Below are 20,538 nucleotides of genomic sequence, written 5' to 3'. Positions count from 1 at the left end.
CTCCAACCCTCCCCTCACCGGGTGATCGTCTTGTTCCACCATTCGAGCCATTCGGCCGTGTTCTTGGCGACATGGGCGTAATCGGGGAACTTGAGGGCGGCCGCCTGATCGGGCGTGAAGTCGATCAACGCGCGCAGTTCCGGCGACAGCTCGGCGGCGCCGTTGGCCGGGGCGTAGAAGCTGGCTCCCGCCAACCCGGCCATGGCCTTGCGGTCCAGCATCGCGTCGAAATAAACATGCGCCAGTTCCGGACTGGGCGCCCGCTTCGGCAGTCCCGCCCCGAACATGACGGCGATGGCGCCCTCCTCGGGGTATTGGACCTCGAGCGGCGCGCCATCGTTCCGCCACTGCAGGCCGCGCGCCTTGTAGTTGATGGCGATATCGACCTCGCCGGTGGCGAGACCGGCACCCAGCTGCTGGTGCGCCGCGTAGATCCGTGGCTGGACCAGTTCCTTAAGTTCCACCAGCTTCGCCTTGCCGGCCTCGCCATCGGTGACCGTGCCGCCGGCCAACAGGCTGCCCATCATGATGTAGTTGAAGTAGAGCTGGTTGGTCAGACCGACCTTGCCGACCCATTTCTTGTCGAACAACTCGGCGTAGGACTTGGGCGGGTTCGGCACCTTGTCCTTGTTGTAGATGATCGCGACGCCGCTGTAGAGCCACGGCGTGAAATAGGGCCGGGTCTTCAGCGCCGGCACCACGTCGGCGTAGTTGGGCACCTTGGAGAAGTCGATCTCCGTCAGCACATCCTGGGAAAACATCTCGAAGCTGTCGCCCTCGTTGATGTGCAGGACGTCGACCGTGCCGCGCCGAAGTCGGCGTTCCGCCAGCAACTTGGCCTTGCGTTCCGGCTCCATCCCCAGATCACGGGTGATCCGGATGCCCTTGCCCTCGACCAGGGGCTCCTCGACAAAACGAACCGTCCGCTCGTTCCAGTCACCGCCCCAGTTGGAGACCACGAGCGAGCCTCCCTGCGCCCTGGCGGCGCCTGGAAGGGCGAGCGTCGCTCCGGCCGCCACTCCCGCGGCACCCATCCCGGCCGCCCCCAGGCCAACCAGGAAATCCCGGCGCGACGGCGCCCCGAACATGTGCCCGAACGGGCGGTCGATCCGCTTTGTCATCGTGAGGCCCTGTCTGTTCGATTGTTTTGATTATGCTTTTTTGGCTTTTGACGCCGTGCCGGTTCAGGCCGCCGCCTTGCCGCGGCCGACGGTGTCGAGGTATTCGACGCAGCGGCTGAGCGGTTCCACGTCGGCGAACTTCGCGTCGATGTCGAACAGGTTCCACGCGACCGCGCCCGGCACCCGGTCGCCGATGCATTCCTTGACCGCGATAGTGCGGAAGCCCTCGGCCAGACCGTCGCACAGGGTCGTCCGGACGCAGGCCGACGCTGTCACGCCCGTGACCAGGATGGTGTCGACGTTGTTGGCGCGGAGGAAGCCGGCGAGGTAGGTCCCGTGGAAGGCGCTCGCCCGCTTCTTGATCAGGACCTGTTCGCCCGCGACCGGCTCGATCCGGCTATCGATCGCCCACAGCTCGGGCTTGCCCTGCTCGACCACCTCGATCGGGATCTTCTTGTGCCACAGGCCCATGTCGGTGGCGGCGTCCTTCTCGTCGGTCACCTGATAGCAGGTGGTGACGTGGACGACGGGATGGCCGTTGCGGCGGCAGGCCGCCAGCAACTGCTGGACACCGGGGATGATCTGGTCGTCGATGTTCTCGCAGGTGAATGGGTTGCCGGGACGGGTCCAGGCGTTGGCGAGGTCGACATTGATCAGGGCGGGACGGCTGCCGAAGCCAACCCGGCGCTGGAAGCCGCGCCCCTGGTAGAGTTCGGTCGCCTGGGCGAAGGCGGCGTTCAGCGCCGCGTCGAGTTCGGTATCGAAAGACATGTCGCACCTTCCTGGGATTTGGCCCCTTCCTGGGGCCTTGGCGTCTGGCCGACCGCTTGGGGGTGAATCAGCGTCGGCCGTGGAAGGAAGAATGCGACGGGACGATCAAGTTTGAGAAATCATGATTTCTCGTTTATTGATACCGAATTTGCTATGAATGAGCGATGAACTTCGATTTCCGGCATATCCGCGGGTTCATCGCCCTGGCGGAGGACCTACACTTCAGCCGGGCGGCGCAGCGGCTGCACATGACGCAGCCCGGCCTCAGCCGGCTGATCGGCGAACTCGAACGGTCGATGGAGGTTCCGCTGTTCCGGCGGACGACACGATCGGTCGAGCTGACCGAGGCCGGCAAGGTCTTCCTTGCCCAGTGCCGCATCGGCCTCGACCATTTCGACCGCGCGGTGACCCAGGCGCGGCGCACCGCCGGCGGCGAGCTTGGCACCGTGCGGGTTGGCTACATGGATTTCGCAATCAACGGTCGGCTGCCGGAATTCATCCGGACCTTCAACCGCCACCGGCCCGAGATCCACCTGGAGCTGTCGTTCATCCCGACGCTCAAGCAGCAGGAGGCCCTGCTGGCCGACCGGATCGACGTGGGTTTCATGATCGGCCCCTTCGAGAGCGAGCATGTGGAAAGCTACGCCTTCGACAGCAATCGCCACGTGGCGCTGCTGCCGATCACCCACCCTCTGTCCAACGTGCGGCACCTACGGCTCTCGGACTTGGCGCGGGAGCCGTTCGTGCTGGGGTCGGTGGAGACCTGGGGAGCCTACCGCAACCAGCTTTTCGGGATCTGCCATCGCGCCGGTTTCCACCCCAACATCGTGCAGGAGGCGTCGTCGAGCGAGGGTATCTTCGGCTTGGTCGCCGCCGGCACGGGCGTCAGCATCTACGCCAGCTGCGTGCGCAATCTCCAGCGGCGCGGCATCGTCATCCGCGACCTGGACGACGTGCTGCCGCCGATCCCGACCTGCGCGGTCTGGGTCAAGCCGATCCAGTCGGCCAGCGTCCAGGTCTTCACCGAGGTGCTGGCCAGCGTCTGGGGCTGAGACGCGGGGATGATGCCCACCTTCACCGGGCGATGTCGCGGGGCGCCAGGATGTGAACCAAGCTGTCGCCAGCCGCCGCCGACCGCGGTGCGTCGCGGAGGCTGGCCATCTCCAGACGCTCGACCGGCTGATGCTGCTCGGACAGCAGCCGCGCCATCACGGCGCCGGTCGCGATCAGGATGGTCAGCGGCCAGACCAGCGCCAGCACGAGCCGTATGGAAATACGCACGCGGCGCTCGCCATCCAGTTCCATGGCGATCCACTGCGCCAGCGAGAACCAGACGATGCCGGCCAGATAAGTGATTGCAAGCAGGATGATCGCCGCTATACCCATGTTCCACGATCCCAGGTTCGGGAGCCGCTCGCGGGAGGCTCCGAGGCGCCCGCCGAGGCGCCCATGTCACAGTTATTCCACAACCTTATGCGGAACTCGACGCTCCCGCCACCGACCCTATGTATCAACACATATTAAATTTTATGCAATTTCGATTATCCCCTCCGCGCATTGGCTTTCTGGGCGGAGTACGCCTTCCTTGAAACCGGAACGGAGGTATTCACGCCTTATTGGCAAGATACGAAGCACCCTAAAAGGTTTCTAATCAACACTGGAATTTTCCGGGTGAGTTTTCCCAACCATCTCTTCTCTTCCAGGCAAGTCAGCAGACGGTTGGGACTTCAGCGGTATTAACCCTCCGGCCCTAAAATCACTATTAACCGGATCCTCCTTCGCCTCATGTTTTTCGATAGACCTTTATGCAAATGTACATGCAACCCGCCCCAAGCGCCTGCGGAGCATGTATGTCAGTCCTCTACCCACACGGCACCGCTGAAGCCGATCAAATCAGCGCCGTGCGAAGGCAGCCTCCTGGTGGCGACCATAGGTCGTTCACCACCGAGGTGGCCGCCGTCAGCGACCATCTGGCGACCCTCATCGCCGGAGCCACCGTTTTCGGAATCGGCAATCTATCCAGGACGAACCCGGTTTCCACCCAGATGACGGCGGAACTGGCGACGCTGGCGATCAACCTGCTCGTCTTCACGTTGTGCGTCCGAGTGCTCCGGATCCACGCGCCGAGCCGAATGGGCTCGCTGACGCCGCAGATCCTCCGGACTGGTCTGGCCGCGGCGATCAGCCTGGCGGCCACCTTCGTCATCGTCTGGTCGGTCTCCCAGCCGATCCATCTGACCTTGCCCGTGATGGCGGGGTGGCTGGGGTTGTCGGTCTGGCTGTTCGCCGGCTGGCGTTGCCTCGTCCTGTGGTTCTCCGGCAAGGCCAGCTTCCGCCCCCTGATGCGGCGGCGCACCGTGATCGTCGGTTCTCCTGGCTTCACGCGGGATATGAACGCCTGGTTCGGGACCCGTCCGGATGCCGAATTCCATGTCGTCGGATCGTTCGACCCTGCCGCCGGGATCGACCGGGAAAGCCAGACGCCCTTCATCGGCGGCATCGGCAACCTGCGCTCCTGGTGCGTTAGGCACCGGATCCGGACCGTCCTGATCGAGAACTCCCCCACCGCTGGGCCAAACTCGGGAACCGCCATCGGTGGCGACGCGGAGCGGGTGCTCGACCTGATCGACGGCATGGCCGCGGACGTGCGGCTGCTGGGCCGCGGCGCCCTCTCCGCCGCTCCCGAGGGGGCGATCAGCCGCTTTGGCGACTGGCTGGCGGTCCAGGTGCGCGACAAGCCGGTGCGGAACTGGGATGAATTGGCGAAGCGGACGCTGGATGTCCTGGGATCGGGCGCCCTGATCGTCGCCCTGGCGCCGCTGTTCGGCCTGATCGCGGCGGCCGTGGCGCTGGAGAGCCCTGGTGGCGTCTTCTTCCGCCAGCGCCGCTTCGGCTTCCAGAACGAGGAGATCAGCGTCCTCAAGTTCCGCTCGATGTACGTCACCAAGCAGGACGTCAGCGGCGCGCAGCGGACCACGCGGGGCGATCCCCGGGTGACCAGGGTCGGACGATTCCTGCGCCGGTCCAGCCTCGACGAGATCCCGCAGCTCTTCAACGTCTTCATGGGCACCATGTCGCTGGTGGGTCCCCGCCCCCACGCGACGGCCATGAAGGTCGGTGACAAGCTCTACCACGAGGCCGTGCCGAACTACGCCCGGCGGCACCGGGTCAAGCCCGGCATCACCGGTCTGGCCCAGGTCAGCGGGTACCGGGGCGAGGTCGATACCTTGGACCACGCCCAGGGCCGCCTCGACCGCGATCTCCGCTACATGGACAGCTGGTCGCTCGCCCTCGACCTCAAGATCCTCCTGAAGACCGCCGGCTGTGTCTTCGGGGACCGCAACGCCTATTGACGATCGCGCGGCCACTCCCGCGCGCCTCCAACAAGTCAGGACTGAACTGATGTATCGGATTGTCCACGTTCTCAACGATGTCCGTAATCTCGGCAACGGTATCATCAATGCCGCGCTGGATCTGGCCTGCGGCCAGTCGATGGCGGGCCACGACGTCACCGTCGTGTCCGGCGGGGGAGAGTACGAGTCGCTGCTGCGCTCGCGCGGCATCGACCACCAGATCCTCGATCAGAAGCGGTCGGTCGGCAACGTTCCCAAGGCGCTCCACCGCTTCAACAGCATCGTGTCGGCGCGGAAGCCCGACATCGTCCATTGCCACAACATGACCGGGACCGTTCTGGCGACGCTGTCGAAGCCGTTCCACTCGTATTCGGTGGTCGGCCACCTGCACAGCCTGCATCAGCGCAGCTCCCGGGTGATGCGGATCGCGGACCGCACCATCGCGGTCAGCAAGGAGGTCGGCAACGAGTTCATCAAGCTGGGGCTGCCCGCCCGCAAGATGCGCTTCGTCGAGAACGCGGTGATTGGCAGCCCGCGCTATTCCGCCTATGGCGGCACCACCTCGGTCGGCCTGGAACAGCCCGCCATCGTCACCGTCGCCGGCATGTTCCAGCGGAAGGGCATCACCGAACTGCTGACCGCCTTCGAGGCGATCTCGGAGAAGGTGCCCGGAGCCAACCTGTATCTGGTCGGCGACGGTCCCGACTTGGCGGAGTTCCAGGCCCACGCCGCGACCCTGAAAAGCCATCCCCGCATCCACTTCCCCGGCTTCCGGAGTGATTTCCAGGCCTACATGCGCGAAGCCGCCGTCTTCGTGCTGGCGTCGCGACTGGACAGCTTCCCGCTGGTGCTGATCGAGGCGCGCGAGATGGGTTCCGCCATCATCGGGACGCAGGTCGGTGGCGTGCCGGAACTGCTCAATCACGGCAAGGCCGGCCTGCTGGTGCCGCCCCACGACGCCGACGCCTTGGCCGGTGCCATGCTGCGGGTCCTGACGGAACCGGAGACGGCGGCCCGGCTGAAGCGCGGCGCCGTCGAGGATCTCGACCGCTTCCGCCTGGAGCACATGGTCCGCAACGTCGACACGGTCTACGCCGAACTGGTCAAGCAGCCGGTCGCCGCCACCGCCAAGGCGGCCCGGATCGGCTGAGGCTTCACGGGCTCAAGCGTTTCCGGCGGTGGCCACCGCCCGCGGCTCGGCGGACATCAAGCCGCTGACGGCGGCCAGCAGGCTGTTGGCGTTGACCGGCTTGCCCAGCACCGGTGCCGTGGGGTGGCGCTCGCCGGCGGTGCCGCCGCTGTGGTAGCCGGTGCAGAACAGAAATGGCACGCCCATGTCCTCCAGCCTGGACGCCACGGGATCGACGGTGGCGCCGAACAGGTTGACGTCCAGCACGGCGGCGTCGGGAGGACCGGACCGCAGCAGGTCGAGCGCGTCCTCGACGCGCCCGACGGGGCCCAGCACGATGTAGCCGGCGTCCTCCAGCAGAAGCTGGAGCGCCATCGCCGTCAGCGCCTCGTCCTCCACCACGAGGACCCGGCGGCCCGCATGGCTCGTCGTCACTGGGGCCAAGGGAGCGCTGGCCGCGGGAGCCGTCATCCGGACACCACTCGCCTGCCAAGTGTCGCCCGGCAACCGGATCACGCACGACAAACCGGCGGACGACCACGTCAAGCGCAACTCCCCACCCAGCTGCGCCTCCACGACTTGGCGGAGCAGGACCGACCCGAAGCCGCCGCGTGACGGTTGACCGGAAATCTCCGGTCCACCGGTTTCACTCCAGTCGACCGACAGCTCAGTCTCCGCCTCGGGTAGGGTCCAGGTGACGCGGACCTGGCCGGTATCGGTCGACAGCGCGCCATGCTTGGCGGCGTTGGTCGTCAGTTCGTGCAGCGCCAGCGACACGGCCTGGGTCGCCTCCGGCCTGATCGAGATCGGCGGCCCATCCACCACCACCTTGCCGTCGCCGCCATAGGCCGCCAGTTCCTCCGTCAGCAGATGCTGGAGGTCGGCGCCCGACCAGCGGGCCGCCGCCAGCAGGGAGTGCGCCCGCGCCATCGCCTGGATCCTGCCCTCGACGGCCATGGAGAACTGGGCCGGATCCTCCGACCGCGACAGCTGGACGATGGATTGGACGACCATCAGGGCGTTCTTGGCGCGGTGGTCGACCTCCCGCATCAGCAGCTTCAGCCTCTCCTCGCCATCACGCCGCTCGGTGATGTCGGCCGCCATGCTCACAACCAACCGGCGACCCGACATGTCTCCGCCGACGGGGGAAGACCGGAAGGCCCAGATGCGCTTGTTCCCCTCGGCCGTGAGGATGACGTATTCGCCCTCGTCCATCGAACGATCCAGCGAATAGAGGTGATCGACGCCAGCCTTCGTCGCCACCCGCAGGTCGTTTCGCGAATCGCCATATGCCAGGGAGGACCAAGCCTCGATCGTCGGCAGCTGCTCGCGGGTGTAGCCGGTGATGTCGAGCCAGGCCCGGCTGATGTGCAGCACCTCGCCGTCGTCGCCGTGGACGATCGCCGGGAATGGCGCGTTCTCGATCACGCTGCGCAGCCTGCTGCGCTCCTCCTCGACCTCCCGCTCGGCGGCGCGGCGCGCCGAGATGTTGCGCATGATGCCGGTGAAGTAAAGATTGTCATCGGGACCGCGCCATTCGGCGATCGCCAGCTCCAGCGGGAACACGGAGCCGTCGCTGCGCCGCCCCTCGACCTCCCGCCCGACGCCGATGATCCGCCGCACTCCCGTTTGGAGATAGTTGCGGAGGTAGCCGTCATGGCGCGAACCATGCTCCTCGCCCATCAGCATCGAGACGTTCCGGCCCTTCAATTCCGCCGCGTCATAGCCGAAGGTCTTGGCCGCCGCCGGGTTGGAGGTCTGGATGACACCCTTGTCGTCGATCACCACCATGGCGTCCACGGCGGTCTCGAACACCGCCCGATGCTGCCCCTCGCTGGCTTTCAGCGCCCGGTCGCGCGCTTCGAGCGCGTCCGCCATCCCGTTGAAATCCTCGGCCAGGGCCGCGAACTCCCGCGCCGACGAGGGGATGAAGATCCGGAGCGAGAAATCGCCGGCGCGCCAGCGGTCCGCCGCCGCCGCCAGTCGCTCGGCCGGCTCCTGTACATAGCGCCGGCCTATCAAGAGGACCGACGCCACCGTGAACAGGGCGATGGCCACCAATACGGCGAGAGCCCCGTTCCGGGTCCGGTGGATTTGCTCCAGCGCGCCGACCTCGTCGATGCCGACCGACAGGAACAGCCCTTCGACCCTGTCGTCGATCGGGGAAAACGCCACCATCCTGACCGAGCCGTCGGGCCCGCCCACGCGCTCCACCCCAGAGCCCGACCGATTGAACAAAGCCATGTAACCATTGGACAACGAGGCGCCGACGCCATCCGGCTGACCAGGCGCGGAGAGATCGGGAACACGTGCGATGATCGTGCCGTCGCGATCCGCCACCGTCAGCACCACGGTCGGCGGCAAGGCTTTCGACGAGAAGTATGTTTCCAGCCACGCGATATCGAGCCCCGCGATGATGGCCCCCGCGATCCCACCCGTGGCCTGATCCCGGTAACCCAAGGAGAATGGCAGCACGCCGAGACCGGTGGTGCGCGCCTTGATCGAGCCGCCGATGAAGAAGTCGTTGCCCGCCAGCACCTCCCTGACATGGGGCCGGTCGGACACGTCCACGCCCACGGCCCTCCGATCGGTGGCGCAGGTGATCACGCCCTTGGCGTTGGTGACCTGGATGTCGAGGTAGGGTGGATATTCGTTCCGCAGCCGATCCATCAAACCTTGGCACGCGGCCACGTCCCGGCCCACGATCGCCTCGGTCTGGCGCAGTGTCCCCAATGTCTGACGGATGCCGAGCACGTTGCCAGCCTGTTCATCCTCGATCAGCCGCAGCAGGCGCCGCGCCTCCTCGTAGGTCTGTTCGGTCTGCTGCGCCTCCCGTTGGAACGCGTTGCGAACCTGCAGGGCCGACAAGGGTATCAACGCGAGGGCGACCACCGCGAGCAGACGGTGCGAAAGTTTCATCCAGGGACCGAATGGCGAGAATTCACGCGTCGAGAACGGCTTGGGGACATCAGAACCGCCGGAAACGCTGGTGACCGACCTCGAATTTCGTACTCCCTTCGGCAATGTCACCGATGGTCACAACCCATACCAAGAACAACTCACACATCCCACTGGTACTATGATGCCAGCCGCCGTGAACTGATCATATGCCGCATCTCGGAGCCATGAATAGCACGATCCTGCCCACGCTTCCTCTAATTCGGACATGCACCAATGGCGGTATGGGAGCATTTCTTTACTGTGTTGGCGCGAACGACCATCAGAGCCATCGGATTTTCTAGTCACTTAGACGGCTAATTACTTGTCATTAGCAGACCACCGATCAGGATCACGTAGCAGGCTCCCAAAGTGACCATCAGGGGGCCAAAACCGTACTCCACCAGCACGAATGCCCCAGCCGCCAGTAGCACGGCGTTGCAGACGCCGAAGTTCCTCTCCATGGTCGACAGCAGCCGGATCCGGTCCTCGGGTTTCAGCGCTCCCATCCTAATATTTCCCATAGTCACCGGCCGGACGCCGCCGGACCCGAAGCCGAGCAGCGCGATCGCCACCAGCCCGACCAGGAAATAATCGACACCCCACCGCGCGAACCAAGCGCTGAAGCCGAACAGCGTCATCGATCCGAGCATGCAGCCGATGGTCACCCCCATCAGCGCGTTCAATCCGAATCGCCTCAGGAAGGCGTTGCAGTAGAGCGCCGCGATGAATCCGGCGAAGGTGAAAAGGCTGAGCACCGCGCCGAACAGGAAGGGGTCGACACCCAGCATGATGAAGAAGAACGGCAGGAAGCCCACGAAGGGAGCCATGGTGAACGCCCGCGAGAGCGAGTAGAAGTTCATCCAGAACGACTGGTCCCGATCCAGCCGGAGCCGAACCCGCTCCCGCGGCCCCGCCGCGCCGGCGGCCGGACCGGAAGCCACAACCTTGTCCTCGTGGATCATCAGGATCAGCGCCGCCGACAGCAGGTTCATGGCCATCGCCGCCAGGAACGGCCAGTCCGCCTGATAGTCGTACAGGATGCCGCCGGCGCAGCCCGCTCCCAGCGTCGCGATGAACATCAGGCTCTGCGACCGGCTCTGGACGCCCATGAACAGGTCGTTGCCGCCACTGGCGGTGACGGTCCGCAGCAGGCTGGAGTCGGTGGAGATCGCGAGGCTGAAGCCGATCCCGCCGATCACCTGGGCCACCATGACGGTCCAGAAGTCGGTGCCGCCGACGCTGGTGCCCAGCACCACCAGCAGGAGCCCGGCGGCCTTCATCAGCTCGCCCAGCGCCACGACGGTCTTCTGCCGGACGTGGCGCGCCAGGGTCGATCCCAGCGAGGCCGTCACGGTGGTGATCAAGCCGTAGACGACCAGCAGCGCGATCGTGTTGTGGAGGCCCATCTGGACCATGTGCAGGTGCAGGAACAGCACCGGCAGCTGGAAATACAGCCGCGAGACGACCCGGTAGGAGATGAACAGCAGGATATCACGCCGCATGACGCCGCCCCATCTCGCCCAGTCGAGGCTGGTCCAGGCCCGGCTGGCACCCCCTCATCGCGCCACCACCTCGACGCTGCCGCCGGCGAAGCAGAATTTCTCCGGCGTCAGGTCCGTTCCCCAGTTGACCCTGATCCGCGCGGTCATCACGCGGACGGGAAGCTGGCGCCGCGCGATCTCGGGCGGCGGATCGACCACGTACTGGCCGACCGTGACCCGGCCGGCGCCGGCCCGCAAGGTCTCCACGACACCTTCCCACCTCATGTCGCCATAGAGCATCTTGACCGTCACCCGCTCGCCGATACTCATGCGGGCGGTGTCGGATTCATCGAAGAACGCCTCGACCCAGACGTCCCGGCAATCGACCAGCTGGGCGATCCGCCCGTTCGCCGCGACGTTCTCGCCGGATTGCGCCTCGACCGACCAGATCACCCCCGGGTTCAGCGCCCGAACGACGGTGCGCCGCTGGCTTCCCAGCTGCTCGCGGACCACCTCCAGCTCCAGCTTGGCGCCGTCCAGCCGGCGCGCGACGTCCGCCGCCTGCTGCTCCAGGTCGACCAGTTCGGTGTTCAACTGGCGGAGCCGGCTTTCCGGTTCACTGAGCGTCCTGGGTCCGTCGAGTTGGAGGCCGGCGGCCGACGCCTCCAGCCCGGCCTCGAACTGGGCCAGCCTGGCCTTCTGGGCGCTGACATCGGCGCTCGCCTCGCGTCCGGAACCGACCACCCGCTCGAGCGCCACGCCACTGGAGACGCCACGCTCGAACAGCTTCTCGGTGCGGCGGACCTCGGAGGCCGCGACCTCGGCGCTGACCACGGCGCGGCGAAGCTCCTCGCGGACCGTGTTGATCTGGGACCGGTGGTATTTGTCCTGAAGGCGCTTCTGCTCGACGTTCTCCAAGGCGAACCGGGCGATCAGCTCGCTCCGCGCCTCGATGCGGCGGCGGGTTCCGGCCAGTTGCTGTTCGAGCGTCGCGATCAGCACCTCGGTCTGCCGTTCCTGGACCAGAAGCTGCGAGACGCGGGGATTCTCCACATCGCTCTCGATCACGCCCAAGTCGTCGGCCGGCTCAACCGGACGCCCGACGCGGATCTCCGGGGCGAGGTCGATCCGCCCGGCGATCGGCGCCCTGATGACCGAGACGCCGGTATTGACGAAGGCCTGGATGCTGCGCGGCGGCCGCGACATCCACCATTGGAGGGCGACGGCGCCGGCCAGGCCGACGAACATCAGAATGGCCGCGATCCGTGTCCTGCGCGAGGTTTTGGGGGACTCTGTCGTCATGACCGTTTTCTTGATCAAGCCGCTTCGTGGATCGGCAGGACCTCGCCCAAGGCCACGCGCAGGTCCGCCGCGGTGATGTCGCCGTGGCGCAGGATGCGGGCGCCTCCGGCGCGCGTGGCATTCGACAGGTCCAGGATGGTGCTCGACTTGGTGGTCCCGTCGGGCGCCCCCGCCAGGATGTAGTCCACCGCGTCGCCGACCTGTGCCAGCGCCAGCGCCATGTCGACCAGAACGCCGTCCGCCTGCCCCGACAGATTGGCCGAGGTCATCGCGACCGGCCGCCCCAGATGGGCCAGCAACCCGCGCAACGCCGCGTTGGCGATGCAGCCGATCGCTACGGTGGGGCCGCCGCGAACGATGGTGTCGGGCACCTTGCCGTTGCGCGGCACCACGATGTTGAGCGGACCCGGCCAAAAGCGGCCGACCACCCGGTCGATCGGGCCGGCGTCCTCGACCTCGGCGTAATCCCGCCACTCCTCGGGATCGTGGACGAACAGGGTCAGCGCCTGGTTCGGTGGCCGCCGCTTGATCGCGAAGGCGCGGGCTATCGCCGCGTCGTTCCAGGGATCGAGCGTCAGCGCCAGGTTGGTGTCGCTGGGTGCTATCACGACGCCGCCGTCGGCGACGCAGCGCGCCGCGATGGCGAAGCTCTCCTCGCAGGGCTGGAGAATCGGTGCCGTCATGGCCGTCGCTCCCTTACTTGTTGACGACCTTGAGGACGTCGGTGAAACGGAACTCGCGGGGGATCTCGATCAGGCGCAGGCGCTGGCGGCACCACTTGGTCAGCTCCGCCGCCGACGGCTCCATCGCGCCGATCGTCACCTGGATCTCGGCCACGGGGACCTCTCCCAGATCCGCGTCGGCCCGGGCCGTCACGACCGCCTGGGCGATCTGCGGATGCTGCAGCAGGATCTCGCGGATATAGCCGGCGGACAGCTTCTCGCCGCCCGACACGATCACCTTCTTCCGCCGCTCCAGGTACCGGTAGGTGTCGGTCGCCGGATCGTGGATGAAGACATCGTGGGTGCGCAGCCACTCTCCTCCGTCCTCGCCGAACGGCTTTATGAAGTCGTCGCGGTTGAAACCGGTTTCGCCCAAGTATCCGGCCATGGCGGTCGGGGTCCTGACCAGCAGCTCGCCAATCTCGACCCCATCGCGCCGCTCGGGCTCGTTCAGCGCGACCTCGATCCCCTCCATCGGCACGCCCGCCGTGCCCCATGACTGGCGGTCGTCTCCCAGCAGGTTGGTGAAGACGCGCGGGCCCGCCTCGGACAGGCCGTAGGTCAGGTAGATCTTGCCGGTGTAGACGCGGCGCAGCGCCTCCAGGTCGGCCGGCATGACGCGGTCGCCGCCGATCGTCATCTTCTTGAGCGACGCCGGGAACGGCCGCCCGACCGCCAGCAGTTTCCGCAACTGGAACGGTGTCGTCGCGAACAGGCTGACCCGTTCCTCGTCGCACACCTTGAACCAGTTGCTGGCCGAGAACGGATGCTCGTTTAGGATGATGTCCTTACGCGACATCATGGCCGCGATGACGCCGGCGATCAGGCCATAGGAGAAGTAGGCCGGCAGGGCCAGCAACAGGCGGCCGCCCGGCTCGAAATCGATCGACGCGGCGTGCAGCCCGGCGTTCATGAAGGCGCTCTCCGCCCGGTGGACCACCGCCTTCGGAACCCCGGTCGATCCCGAAGACAGGATGATCAGGCAACCCGCCAGTTCCGACCGGGGAACCAGGTTGGCCCGGTCGAACAGCAGCGCCGTGTCCTCGCCGAACGGATGCTCGACGTTCTCGAGCGACGGGAAGTGGCGCAGGCGGTTGGACGGGGCCACGACGGCACCCGGCTTGACCAGCTCGCGCACCGTGTCATAGGACGCGGATGGCAACAGGTTGGAGATCGGCACCGGCACCGCGCCGATGTGGAGCAGCGCCAGCAGATGGCGGATGAAGGTCAGGTTGGTGCCACAGGACAACATCACCGGCGTTCCGGCCGAGATGCCGAGCGTCCTCCACTTCGCGCCGTCGCGTTCGGCCTGGGCCACCAGATCGCTCAGCCGATGGGTCGAGACCTCGCTCCCGGTCCGGTCCACCACGACGCTGTCGCTGGTCCGCGCCCAGGCGAACCATTCCTCGACCGACGGCGCGGAGACCGTCGGGGCGGAGATCAACGGGACGTCCGAGGCCACCGCCTCGCGTTCCAAAACTTGCTCAAGCATTATCGAACACTCCGTCAAGCGTGTGTCAGGTCGACGCGCCTGACGACGGCGGCGTCGGGGAAATCGAAATGGCCGGGCTCCAGGAACGCGTCGCCGTCCAGCGCCATGACGAGCGAGAAGGGCATGACCAGTTCGGGCAGCCGCGCCAGCAGCGACGCGGCGGCGGTGCCGGGCAGGGGCAGGGTGGCGGGCTCCGCGCCGACCTCCCCAACGGGCTCCGTGGCGAGCCGCAGGGCGGGCGCGCCGGTTCGGGGTGTCGCGGTCACGGCCAGGAAGGTGGCCGCTCCCACCTTGCCACCCGGCTCGACCGCCACGACACCGACGATCATCGCGTCGGCGTCGCCGCGCAGCATGTCGAAGGCGGCGACGCCGAGCGCGTCTCCCAGGTTGGCCGAACCGCCGGCCAGCGCCAGCGACGGGCCGTTGACGCCGGCCGCCATGGCGGCGACGCCGGCGCAGACATTGTAGCCGGATCCCGAGAACTGCACCGGCGAGCGTCCGCCGCGCCGGACCTTGCCGGAAAAGCTGTTCAGGATCTGGTAATTGCCGATCCGGCTGGCGACCACGATGCCGATCCGGTGATCGGCGATCCCCTCCATGCGGGGTCGGAGCCGGGCGCAGGCGGCGGCGGACAGGGCCGTCGCCGGATCGATCTCCAGCACCTTGCCCTTCAGCGACGGCGGCCGCATCACGGCCCGGTCGAAGGGACCCTCCGCGGCCATCGCCGCCAGCCCTTCCGCGCCAAAGCCGTGCAAGGTCGCGGTGACGGCGCCGGCCACCCCCAATGTCGTGATCATGCCGCCACCTCGCCGGCGCCGCGCGGCTCGATCGCCGCGGTGATGGCCGAGGTCATGAAGGTTCCCGACGCCAGCACGGCGCCTTGGGTGTCGCGCAATTCGCAGCGGACCGAGCCGAATTGGCCGCGGCTGCCGACGGTCGCCACCAGGGTGTATTCGCCGCCGGCCGGCACCGGCGCCAGCACCAGATTGGTGATCTGGGCCGGCACGGCGCGCCGTCCCTCGAACAGCACCGTGCCGCTGGCGCGGCAGGCGTGCTGGGCCATCGCCTCGACCAGCACGTAGACCGGTATGCCGGCCTCGGCGAATTCGGGATCGTGCTCGGCGCGGTAGCTTTCGGGCCGCAGGGGCGCCACGAACACCCCGTTCCGCACCCTCTGCTCGCCGCACAGGTCCAGGTAGCGGGTCATGCGGCACCGGCCCGGGCGTCAGCCTCGCTCCAGGAGCCCATGATGTTGTAGCCGCCATCGACCCAGACGATCGAGCCGGTGGTCGACCGCGACATGTCGCTCAGCAGGAACAAGGCGGAGTTGCCGATATCCGCCAGCGAGACATTGTAGGGCAGCGGCGACTGGCTCGCCCGCTTCTCCAGCATCTCGCGGAAGCTGGGCAGGCCCAGCGCCGCCAGCGTCCGGACGGGACCCGACGAGATCACATTGACACGTACGCCGTCGGCGCCCAGGTCGGCGGCCAGATAGCGGCTGGCGGATTCCAGCGCCGCCTTGGCGACCCCCATCAGATTGTAGCCGACGCAGACCCGGTCCGACCCCAGGTACGACAGCGACAGCACGCTGGAGCCGGGCTTGAAGTGCGGCCGGGCGTGGCGGCACAGCGACACCAGCGAATAGGCGCTGACGTCCAGCGTCAGCACGAACGCGGCGCGGCTGGTGTTGATGAAGCCGTTCGCCAGTTCGTCGCCGGCCGCGAAGGCCACCGCGTGGACCAGGAAGTCGATGCCGCCATGCCGCTCGGCGAAGCCGTCGCAGGCGGCCTTGATCTGGTCGTCGTCGCGGACATCACAGGGCGCCAGGAACTCGACGCCCAGGCGCGGGGCCAATCCCCGCAGCTGCTTTTCGATCTGCGCGTTGGCGTAGGTCAGGCCGATCGTGGCCCCTTGGTTCCGCAAGGTCTGAGCGATGCCCCAGGCGATCGATCGCTGGTTGGCGACCCCGACGATCAGCCCGGCCTTGCCGGCCATCATTCCCGTCATTTTCCCGATCTCTCCCAATGATGATGTGGGCTCAAGTGATGATGTGGCCGCCGCCGCCGACCGGCAGGGTGACGCCGATCAGCAGGGGCCGGCGCGCGGCCAGCAGCAGCACCGCCTCGGCCACCTCGCGCGCCGTCGTCAGGTGGCGGAGCGGAATGCGCGCCAGCAGGTCGCGCCGGGCTTGGCCGTCCAGGAACGACGCCGTCAGCTCGGTCTCGACGAAGCCCGGCGCCACCGTGTTGACCGCGATGTTCGAGCGGGCGCACTCGATCGCCAGCGACTGGGTGAACCGCTCGACCGCCGCCTTGGACGCGCCGTACAGGGCGTTGCCCGGCCGGACGTTGCCGCTGGCGAGCGACGAGATGTTGACGATGTCGCCGAACCGGGCGCGCCGCATCCGGGGCAGCACCGAACGGCAGAAATGCACGGTGGCGCACAGGTTGTTGTCGATCACCGAGCGGACCTCGTCCGCCCCGATGCGATCGACCAGATTGTCCTTGGTGACGCCGGCGTTGTTGACCAGCAAGGCAATGTCGCCCTCGTCCTGGACCATGCCGACGAAGGTGGAGACCGCTCCGGCGTCGGTGCCGTCCACACTGGACCCCCGGACGCGGCCGGGCAGTTCGGCCTCCAGCGAGCGGGCCTCTTCCCCGCTGGTCCGATAGGTGAACCGCACGTCGTAGCCGGCCTCGACCAGCACGGCGGTGATGACGCGGCCGATGCCCCGGCTGCCGCCGGTCACGATCGCCAGCTTCCTCGGAACGCTCTCCGGGTCCGTCATGACGCCACCGGTTCCAACGGGGCCACTGGTTCCAGCAAGAAGGCGCCGTTGCCAAGCGGCGCCGGATGTCCGTCGCTCAGGCTGTAGCGGACCTCCGCCATGGCGCCCGGAGGGATCTCGGCGTCGACGGTCGCGATGATGGTCAGCACGCGGCCCGGCAGGCTGGGACGGCGGAAGGCGGCGCGCTTGACCCCCGCCACGCGCCAGGCGGCCGGCCCGCCCTCCATCATCGCCCGGCCGGTCGCGAAGACGCTGTTGAGCACCATGGAGCCGGGATAGATGGGCATCCCGGGAAAATGCTCGGTGAAGATCGGATCGCTGAACGACAGGTATTTCAGGGCGACGCATTTCCGGCCCGGCTCGCGCTCGACCACGCGGTCGATCGGCCAGTCGCGCGGGATCACGCCCGCTGGAACGGAGTTTCCAGGGGCGGGATTGTCAGGAATTGACATAGGCGGTGATCACGGCCTCCAGGCCGCTCCTTTCGAGCTTCGGGATCTCGCCGACCGCCTCGCCCAGCTTCGTCATGTCGAAGCTGTGGCGGGTACCCATGAAGCGGTTGTTGTCGGCGTTGACCTTGTTGAAGACCTGGTTGAAACTCTTCGCTCCGGGACCGAAGGCGATCTTGATGCGCCCTCCCGTGACCTCCTCGAACACCTGGAAATGCTCGGCCACCGTCATCAGGCTGGTATCGCAGATGTGGAAGACCTCGCGGTCGCCGGGATGGGTCCGGGCGCGCAGGCGATGGCAGAGGTCGGCCATGTGGTCGATGTGGATCACGGGAAACGTCCGATCCGGATCGATGTCGACGCTGAACACCGGCTCGCGGCCCAGGAACCGCTTGAACGCCTGCAGGTACGAGTAGTAGCCGTAGCGGGTGTCGTTGACCCAGCCGGTCCGGCTATGGCCGATCACCGATCCCAGGCGGAGCACGGTCAGCGGAATTCCCCTCTCCGCGCCGGCTGTCCACAGCATGTGTTCCGCCATGGCCTTCGACACCGTGTAGGGGTTGATCGCTTCGAACTCCACCAGCGGGCATTCCGGGATCACCTGGCCGACACGATCGCGGTCGCCAGGGCCGGCGACGCCGGTGGTCGAGACGAAGTAGAAACGCCCCACCCGGCCGGTCGCCAGCATCAGCCGCGTGGTGCCGACCGCGTTGAAGGCGAAGGCCTCGGCGATCCGCAGCGGGTCGTAGCTCATGTGCGCCGCGACGTGCCACAGCTCGTCGGCCTCGATGCCGGCCAGCACGGCGGCGGCTTCCTCCGCCTTGGTCAGGTCGATCGCGACCGGCTCGATCGCGGCCACCCGGTCGGGCGAACCGCCGAACCCGGCCAGCGCCTTGGCGACGGCTTGGCGGACGCGGCTTCCGTCGAGATCGTCATGGGCCAGCGACAGCACCCGGAGCGGCGCGTCGTCCAGCAGGAACGAGGCGATCATGGCGCTGCCAACGAAGCCGCTGGCTCCGGTGACCGCGATCGTTTTCATTTGAGAAACGTCATTCCGGCAATCGCCGTTCGTCGAGGTATCGCTCATCGCGTCACGGCCTCCGGCTGGCGGAACAGCAGCGCGACATTGGCGCCACCGAAGCCGTAGGTGACGCTCAGCGCCAGCTTGCCATCCGGCAGGGGCGCCGGTTGGCCGGCAAGCGTGACGGCGGCGGCGCGCCAGTCCTCGTGGACGGTGGCGAGACCGGAGGTCGGCGGAGCCTCGCCCCGTTCCAGCGCCATGATCGAGATCGCCGCCTCGATCGCCCCCGTCGCTCCCAGCGTGTGGCCGAACGCCGCCTTGGTGGACGAGATCGCCGGCCGGGTCCGGGCGAACATGCCGGCGTAGACCTGCGCCTCCATCGCGTCGTTGACGTGGGTCCCGGAGCCATGGGCGTTGATGTAGGCGATCCCGTCGACGGCGGCGCCGGTCTGGACCAGCGCGTTGGAGATCGCCCGCATGGCGCCGGCACCCGTCAGGTCGGGCGAGGTCAGGGTGTTGGTGTCGGTGGTGGAGGCTCGGCTGGTCAGGATGGCGCGGACATGACCACCTCGCAGGGCGGCGCCGGAGGCCCGTTCCAGCACCAGCAACGCGGCCCCCTCCCCCAGCGCCGTGCCGTCGCCATCCGCCGAGAACGGCGTGCAGCGGGTCGGCGACAGTGTTCCCAAGGCCGAGTGCCCGACCATCTTGTAGATGTCCAGCACATCGACGCCGCCGCACAGGACGATGTCGAAGCCGGCGAAGTCCAGCAGGTCGGCCCCGGTGGCGATGGCGTCGCTGCCCGACGAGCAGGCGGACGAGACGCTCAGCACCGGAATGTCCAGGCCCAGGTCGCGCAGCAGCGGCTTGACATAGTGGTCCAGTTCGACCGGGCCCTTCTCGGTCTGGAAGATGTTGCCGAAGCTCGACCCGACCACCAGGGCGGCGCGCCTCGCCTTGAGGTCGTCGACCGACAGGCCGGCGTCGGCGAGGGCCGAACGGAACGCCGCGTCGAGCAGGGCCGCCATCCGCGGGCCGCCATCGGCCGGCAGCGCGTCCTTGATCTCGCCGCCGCGCTGGTTGAGGCACTGGCTGGTGTCGAACATCGTGATCCGGGAAATGCCGGACAGCCCGGCCATCAGCCGCGACCAGACGATGTCCGGATCGCGGCCCAGGCAGGTGACCATGCCGGCCCCCGTGACGGCCGCCCCCGAAACTGCCCGTCGCCTGGTCATGCCGCCCTCCCCCGCGCCAGCGCGGCGCGCACCTCGTCGGGGACCGGCGTCAGGGCGCCGGTGGCGGACTGGACGAAGGCGATGGTCAGGCGGCCCCGCGTCAGGACACGACCGCCGCTGTGGACGGCGCAGCCCAGGATCATGCTGGACCGGTCGAATTCGACCGAGCGGATCGACGCCTCGATCGTGTCGCCCAGGCGGGCCGACGCCATGTAGGCCATCTGGGCGCGGCCGACCCGGATCTCGACGGTGCCGTCGCTGAACCGGCCGGGCCCAAGTCCCGCCTTCTCGAACAGTTCCATCAGCGCGGCGCTCACCCAGCGCAGGTAGTTCGAGAAATGGACGACGTTGAAGCCGTCCACCTCCGCCGGGCAAACCCGGTGGCCGTAGAGCACGTCCGCTACCGCCAGACGCACCCGTGCCAGGGTTGCCGTTTCCGTCATGACTTCCGGGCCGGTCATTCAGGTCAGGCCAGCTTGGAGACGACCAGAGCGATGACGGTGTCGATGCTCCGGAAGTTGTCGGGCACGAACTCGTCCTGGCTGATGCTGACGCCGTACTTGTCCTCCAGGTGGGCCATCAATTCGGTGAAGCCCAGCGAGTCCACGCCGATGTCGCTGGCCAGACCCATGTCGGTCCGGATCGTCTCGACCGGCATGTCGACGAACAGCTGGTCCACCAGGAACTGCTTCATGTCCTGCTTCATGACGTCTTGGTTCAGGATTTCTTTGGTCGAC

Annotated in this window: 20 protein-coding genes; 3 read left to right on the top strand and 17 right to left on the bottom strand. The window is 67.3% G+C overall.

Annotated elements, in window-relative coordinates:
• Nucleotides 1–14: 14 nt before the first annotated feature.
• Nucleotides 15–1,121 carry an ABC transporter substrate-binding protein gene (locus N825_RS31050; RefSeq protein ID WP_037460332.1) on the bottom strand — a complete coding sequence of 369 codons (1,107 nt, stop codon included), beginning with the start codon at nucleotides 1,119–1,121 and terminating at the stop codon, nucleotides 15–17.
• Between the two features lie 63 nt (nucleotides 1,122–1,184).
• Nucleotides 1,185–1,892: an isochorismatase family protein gene (locus tag N825_RS31045; protein WP_037460331.1), complete on the bottom strand. Its 708-nt coding sequence runs from the start codon at nucleotides 1,890–1,892 to the stop codon at nucleotides 1,185–1,187.
• A gap of 164 nt (nucleotides 1,893–2,056) precedes the next feature.
• Between N825_RS31045 and N825_RS31040 the strand changes: the two genes are divergently transcribed.
• Nucleotides 2,057–2,944 (top strand): LysR family transcriptional regulator, encoded by an 888-nt coding sequence (locus N825_RS31040; protein ID WP_037460329.1) that lies wholly within the window; start codon nucleotides 2,057–2,059, stop codon nucleotides 2,942–2,944.
• Between the two features lie 22 nt (nucleotides 2,945–2,966).
• On the opposite strand, the gene N825_RS31035 is transcribed toward N825_RS31040, so the two are convergent.
• Complete coding sequence (locus tag N825_RS31035; RefSeq protein WP_037460327.1) at nucleotides 2,967–3,278, bottom strand: hypothetical protein; 312 nt, start codon at nucleotides 3,276–3,278, stop codon at nucleotides 2,967–2,969.
• 464 nt (nucleotides 3,279–3,742) lie between these two features.
• Between N825_RS31035 and N825_RS37245 the strand changes: the two genes are divergently transcribed.
• Nucleotides 3,743–5,245 carry an exopolysaccharide biosynthesis polyprenyl glycosylphosphotransferase gene (locus N825_RS37245; protein WP_198038975.1) on the top strand — a complete coding sequence of 501 codons (1,503 nt, stop codon included), beginning with the start codon at nucleotides 3,743–3,745 and terminating at the stop codon, nucleotides 5,243–5,245.
• A gap of 49 nt (nucleotides 5,246–5,294) precedes the next feature.
• Nucleotides 5,295–6,395, top strand: coding sequence for a glycosyltransferase family 4 protein (locus N825_RS31025; protein WP_051513665.1), 1,101 nt, complete (start codon nucleotides 5,295–5,297; stop codon nucleotides 6,393–6,395).
• Between the two features lie 12 nt (nucleotides 6,396–6,407).
• On the opposite strand, the gene N825_RS37240 is transcribed toward N825_RS31025, so the two are convergent.
• From N825_RS37240 to N825_RS30955, 14 genes are all read right to left on the bottom strand, one after another.
• On the bottom strand, nucleotides 6,408–9,293 hold the full coding sequence (locus tag N825_RS37240; RefSeq protein WP_051513663.1) for a PAS domain S-box protein: 2,886 nt from the start codon (nucleotides 9,291–9,293) through the stop codon (nucleotides 6,408–6,410).
• Nucleotides 9,294–9,628: 335 nt separating this feature from the next.
• A complete protein-coding gene (locus N825_RS31015; protein WP_051513661.1) occupies nucleotides 9,629–10,816 on the bottom strand; it encodes an MFS transporter in 1,188 nt (395 codons plus the stop codon).
• A gap of 54 nt (nucleotides 10,817–10,870) precedes the next feature.
• Nucleotides 10,871–12,097, bottom strand: a complete 1,227-nt coding sequence (locus tag N825_RS31010) for an HlyD family secretion protein (protein ID WP_157619657.1) — start codon at nucleotides 12,095–12,097, stop codon at nucleotides 10,871–10,873.
• A 14-nt stretch (nucleotides 12,098–12,111) separates the two neighbouring features.
• Entirely contained in the window at nucleotides 12,112–12,780 is a 669-nt protein-coding gene (locus N825_RS31005) for an L-threonylcarbamoyladenylate synthase (RefSeq protein ID WP_037460324.1), read from the bottom strand.
• A gap of 13 nt (nucleotides 12,781–12,793) precedes the next feature.
• Nucleotides 12,794–14,311, bottom strand: a complete 1,518-nt coding sequence (locus tag N825_RS31000) for a class I adenylate-forming enzyme family protein (RefSeq protein ID WP_084165215.1) — start codon at nucleotides 14,309–14,311, stop codon at nucleotides 12,794–12,796.
• A 14-nt stretch (nucleotides 14,312–14,325) separates the two neighbouring features.
• Nucleotides 14,326–15,108: a beta-ketoacyl synthase N-terminal-like domain-containing protein gene (locus tag N825_RS39940; protein WP_037460322.1), complete on the bottom strand. Its 783-nt coding sequence runs from the start codon at nucleotides 15,106–15,108 to the stop codon at nucleotides 14,326–14,328.
• Nucleotides 15,105–15,518 (bottom strand): hypothetical protein, encoded by a 414-nt coding sequence (locus tag N825_RS39935; protein WP_037460319.1) that lies wholly within the window; start codon nucleotides 15,516–15,518, stop codon nucleotides 15,105–15,107. The genes N825_RS39940 and N825_RS39935 overlap by 4 nt, the downstream gene beginning before the upstream one ends.
• Nucleotides 15,515–16,318, bottom strand: a complete 804-nt coding sequence (locus N825_RS30985) for an enoyl-ACP reductase FabI (protein ID WP_037460316.1) — start codon at nucleotides 16,316–16,318, stop codon at nucleotides 15,515–15,517. Before N825_RS30985 ends, N825_RS39935 begins: the two co-directional genes overlap by 4 nt.
• 31 nt (nucleotides 16,319–16,349) lie before the next feature.
• Nucleotides 16,350–17,099: an SDR family NAD(P)-dependent oxidoreductase gene (locus tag N825_RS30980; protein ID WP_037460314.1), complete on the bottom strand. Its 750-nt coding sequence runs from the start codon at nucleotides 17,097–17,099 to the stop codon at nucleotides 16,350–16,352.
• On the bottom strand, nucleotides 17,096–17,551 hold the full coding sequence (locus N825_RS37235) for a 3-hydroxyacyl-ACP dehydratase FabZ family protein (protein WP_084165214.1): 456 nt from the start codon (nucleotides 17,549–17,551) through the stop codon (nucleotides 17,096–17,098). Before N825_RS37235 ends, N825_RS30980 begins: the two co-directional genes overlap by 4 nt.
• Nucleotides 17,538–18,587 (bottom strand): NAD-dependent epimerase/dehydratase family protein, encoded by a 1,050-nt coding sequence (locus N825_RS30970; RefSeq protein ID WP_037460311.1) that lies wholly within the window; start codon nucleotides 18,585–18,587, stop codon nucleotides 17,538–17,540. The genes N825_RS37235 and N825_RS30970 overlap by 14 nt, the downstream gene beginning before the upstream one ends.
• Nucleotides 18,588–18,631: 44 nt before the next feature.
• Nucleotides 18,632–19,801 (bottom strand): beta-ketoacyl synthase N-terminal-like domain-containing protein, encoded by a 1,170-nt coding sequence (locus N825_RS30965; RefSeq protein ID WP_037460308.1) that lies wholly within the window; start codon nucleotides 19,799–19,801, stop codon nucleotides 18,632–18,634.
• Nucleotides 19,798–20,244, bottom strand: a complete 447-nt coding sequence (locus N825_RS30960; protein WP_198038974.1) for an acyl-CoA thioesterase — start codon at nucleotides 20,242–20,244, stop codon at nucleotides 19,798–19,800. The genes N825_RS30965 and N825_RS30960 overlap by 4 nt, the downstream gene beginning before the upstream one ends.
• A gap of 23 nt (nucleotides 20,245–20,267) precedes the next feature.
• The coding region (locus tag N825_RS30955; protein ID WP_051513657.1) for an acyl carrier protein at nucleotides 20,268–20,538 on the bottom strand (271 nt) is incomplete at its 5' end.

This window comes from Skermanella stibiiresistens SB22 (assembly GCF_000576635.1).
GTDB classification, from domain to species: domain Bacteria; phylum Pseudomonadota; class Alphaproteobacteria; order Azospirillales; family Azospirillaceae; genus Skermanella; species Skermanella stibiiresistens.
This window is presented reverse-complemented; position numbering and strand designations above follow the sequence as displayed.

Bases quoted from the DNA above. Each gene is read 5' to 3' on its own strand.
- N825_RS30980 (WP_037460314.1), bottom strand. From the start codon at position 17,099: ATGACGGACCCGGAGAGCGTTCCGAGGAAGCTGGCGATCGTGACCGGC.
- N825_RS37245 (WP_198038975.1), top strand. From the start codon at position 3,743: ATGTCAGTCCTCTACCCACACGGCACCGCTGAAGCCGATCAAATCAGC.
- N825_RS30965 (WP_037460308.1), bottom strand. From the start codon at position 19,801: ATGACCAGGCGACGGGCAGTTTCGGGGGCGGCCGTCACGGGGGCCGGC.
- N825_RS31015 (WP_051513661.1), bottom strand. From the start codon at position 10,816: ATGCGGCGTGATATCCTGCTGTTCATCTCCTACCGGGTCGTCTCGCGG.
- N825_RS31050 (WP_037460332.1), bottom strand. From the start codon at position 1,121: ATGACAAAGCGGATCGACCGCCCGTTCGGGCACATGTTCGGGGCGCCG.
- N825_RS39935 (WP_037460319.1), bottom strand. From the start codon at position 15,518: ATGACCCGCTACCTGGACCTGTGCGGCGAGCAGAGGGTGCGGAACGGG.
- N825_RS31005 (WP_037460324.1), bottom strand. From the start codon at position 12,780: ATGACGGCACCGATTCTCCAGCCCTGCGAGGAGAGCTTCGCCATCGCG.
- N825_RS30985 (WP_037460316.1), bottom strand. From the start codon at position 16,318: ATGACGGGAATGATGGCCGGCAAGGCCGGGCTGATCGTCGGGGTCGCC.
- N825_RS31040 (WP_037460329.1), top strand. From the start codon at position 2,057: ATGAACTTCGATTTCCGGCATATCCGCGGGTTCATCGCCCTGGCGGAG.
- N825_RS30960 (WP_198038974.1), bottom strand. From the start codon at position 20,244: ATGACGGAAACGGCAACCCTGGCACGGGTGCGTCTGGCGGTAGCGGAC.
- N825_RS39940 (WP_037460322.1), bottom strand. From the start codon at position 15,108: ATGATCACGACATTGGGGGTGGCCGGCGCCGTCACCGCGACCTTGCAC.
- N825_RS37240 (WP_051513663.1), bottom strand. From the start codon at position 9,293: ATGAAACTTTCGCACCGTCTGCTCGCGGTGGTCGCCCTCGCGTTGATA.
- N825_RS31010 (WP_157619657.1), bottom strand. From the start codon at position 12,097: ATGACGACAGAGTCCCCCAAAACCTCGCGCAGGACACGGATCGCGGCC.
- N825_RS31000 (WP_084165215.1), bottom strand. From the start codon at position 14,311: ATGCTTGAGCAAGTTTTGGAACGCGAGGCGGTGGCCTCGGACGTCCCG.
- N825_RS37235 (WP_084165214.1), bottom strand. From the start codon at position 17,551: ATGTCAATTCCTGACAATCCCGCCCCTGGAAACTCCGTTCCAGCGGGC.
- N825_RS31045 (WP_037460331.1), bottom strand. From the start codon at position 1,892: ATGTCTTTCGATACCGAACTCGACGCGGCGCTGAACGCCGCCTTCGCC.
- N825_RS30970 (WP_037460311.1), bottom strand. From the start codon at position 18,587: ATGAAAACGATCGCGGTCACCGGAGCCAGCGGCTTCGTTGGCAGCGCC.
- N825_RS31025 (WP_051513665.1), top strand. From the start codon at position 5,295: ATGTATCGGATTGTCCACGTTCTCAACGATGTCCGTAATCTCGGCAAC.
- N825_RS31035 (WP_037460327.1), bottom strand. From the start codon at position 3,278: ATGGGTATAGCGGCGATCATCCTGCTTGCAATCACTTATCTGGCCGGC.